The following is a 2,421-nucleotide window of genomic DNA, read 5'->3' as shown; positions in this document are numbered from 1 at the left end:
GTCCAAGGCTCGGTGAACTGGGCAAAGAGGGGACAATCAATGCCGCAACAATGGTACAAATAATGGTATAGATGGCAGTAACCCGAAACAAGGCCAACCCTACAAGTACCACAAACGGTAATACTGCATAACCATGTACCAAACCACTTTCGATCAGCTGTCCTTGCAAAACTGTTACTTGACTCAAATCACCACTGACAGTTTGTCCTGAGAAGAACCAGAACAGTATGACCGTCAGTATCCAAGCAGGTACCGTGGTGTACATCATATTGCGAATGTGCTCGAATAAATCAATACCTACGACTGATGAAGCGATGGTACAGGTATCAGATAATGGCGACATTTTATCACCGAAAAACGCCCCTGATACCACAGCGCCAGCAGCGATAGCGACATTGGCATCGAACGCATTACTCATTCCAATAAACGCCACGCCCAAGGTCGCCGCAGTGGTCAAACTGCTGCCCAGTGCAATGCCGATGATCGAGGTAAGTACAAAGGCTGAGATGTAATAAAACTCTGGTGATATCAGCTCAAAGCCAAAATACATCAGTGTCGGTATGGCGCCAGACATCATAAGTGCAGCAACCATCAAACCAATAAAGAAAAACAGATAAATAGCACCGATACCGCGCATTACGCCCGAGGCCATTTGTCCTTGCATGTCATCAAAGCTTAGACCTTTGAATAGTCCAATAGCCAATAGCACACAGATAGCAAGTATCAACGACAAATGAGGTACCCAGCCAAAGCCGATCATGGTGATACCCATAATAGCGATGACAGTGATGGCGATAGTAAATGCGAGTCTAGGTGAAAACTGAGTAAGTATTTGTGGCGGCATCACACATCCTTAAATGACCAATTAAAATTGGTTTGGGGTTGGATTTTAATGTGGTAAGTTTACTAAGTCGCTTTGATTATTACTATACTCATTATTGACCATATAGACTATCTGTCTTGGCTGCCATGATAAAATCATTGCGATGCAGACCTTTAATACTGTGTGACCACCATGTAACCGTCGCTTTGCCCCACTCTACCAATATGCCAGGATGATGACCTTCAGCTTCTGCAATATCTGCAAGCTGATTGGCAAACGCCATAGCGGTGACAAAGTTTTTGAATTTATATTGACGCTGTAGCTGATTGATACCATTGTCTTCAATGAGTGACCAATCAGGTATTTGTTGCAGCAGCTCACGTGCTTCACCTTCCTCGACTGTTGGGGCACCGATACGGCAGGCTTCGCAGCTGGCTTGAGATAATGTTGTCATAGTAAATTCCTTTTATTTTAACTATTAAGTTTTTATTAAATGCACGTCTATGTTGACATGATTGTTTACTTAAACAATCTATGTTGCAGTACTTTTGGTAAAGTCGTTCGTTGATTAAGTAATCGATTATTAAATGATCAACTGGTTTCAACCTGATATGTTGGCTCAAACATGCCAAGTGACATCGCCTGCTTGACCACTCCCATGATATCGCTATTCACGATATCAAATAGCGTATCTAAATCATCAATAACATAGTAGATAGGCTGAATGTGGTCAATACGATAAGGGGTACGTAACACATCTAGCAAATCGAAGGCTCGGTGCTCAGGTTGATGATGGGATTGAGGGTTTGACTGGTTTTGAGTCTCGTTGCTGAGCGCATAAATGGTTTCAGATGGTGAGCTCAAAATACCGCCGCCATAAATTCGGCGGGTATCCTGCGTTTGCCCGACCAAACCAAACTCAATGGTAAACCAATAAAGACGTGCCAAAAATAGCCTTTCTTCTTTACTGGCATTAAGACCAAGCTTGCCATAAGTTTCATTGAAGGTAGCAAAAGCAGGATGAGTCAGTAGCGGACAGTGTCCGACAATCTCATGAAAGATATCCGGCTCTTCGATGTAATCCATGTCATCAAAGCGGCGGATAAAGGTCGCAACAGGGAAGGATTTATTGGCCAAAAGTTTAAAGAACTTACCAAAGCTAATCAAAGCAGGCACCGCGGCTGTTTGCCAACCTGTCGTCGCTTGTAGCACTTCATCGATATCGTGCAATTGCGGGATACGATCTGACGGTAGATTGAGCTTTTTAAGTCCCTCTAGATATTCTGAGCAAGCGCGGTTGGGTGTATGTTTGGCTTGACGCTCGAGCAGCGCTTGCCACATGGCATGCTCATCATCACTGTAGTGAATGTGACCATTGGCATCAGGTTGATGCGAGAGATAGGGTTGTTTGTTTTGGCGTTCCATGCCGATGCTCCTTTTTCCGTATATCCGTTTTATTTGTGTCAGTACTTTAATAACGCTATATGTTCGATACTACAGCGTGAACGATGGCAAGACAAATCGCCTTTTGCCTTGCCATGTTTGTTTGGTGGATAAGTTTACTCTGTTTCGGTTTCTGTCTCAGACTGACCGATAGC

At 43.8% G+C, this 2,421-nt stretch carries 3 protein-coding genes; all 3 read right to left on the bottom strand.

All coding sequences use genetic code 11. The features are described 5' to 3' along the window. A partial coding sequence (locus ACS8FD_RS12995) for a Na+/H+ antiporter NhaC family protein (protein WP_439276205.1) occupies positions 1 to 844 on the bottom strand: 844 nt, incomplete at its 3' end. Between the two features lie 91 nt (positions 845 to 935). Further along, entirely contained in the window at positions 936 to 1,277 is a 342-nt protein-coding gene (locus ACS8FD_RS12990) for a 4a-hydroxytetrahydrobiopterin dehydratase (RefSeq protein ID WP_299219637.1), read from the bottom strand. Between the two features lie 137 nt (positions 1,278 to 1,414). Next, the gene (phhA, locus tag ACS8FD_RS12985) at positions 1,415 to 2,248 is read right to left on the bottom strand and encodes a phenylalanine 4-monooxygenase (RefSeq protein WP_439260923.1); all 834 of its coding nucleotides are present in this window, start codon (positions 2,246 to 2,248) and stop codon (positions 1,415 to 1,417) included. Positions 2,249 to 2,421: the final 173 nt, after the last annotated feature.

It is taken from the genome of Psychrobacter sp. 1U2 (genome assembly GCF_051847575.1).
This window is presented reverse-complemented; position numbering and strand designations above follow the sequence as displayed.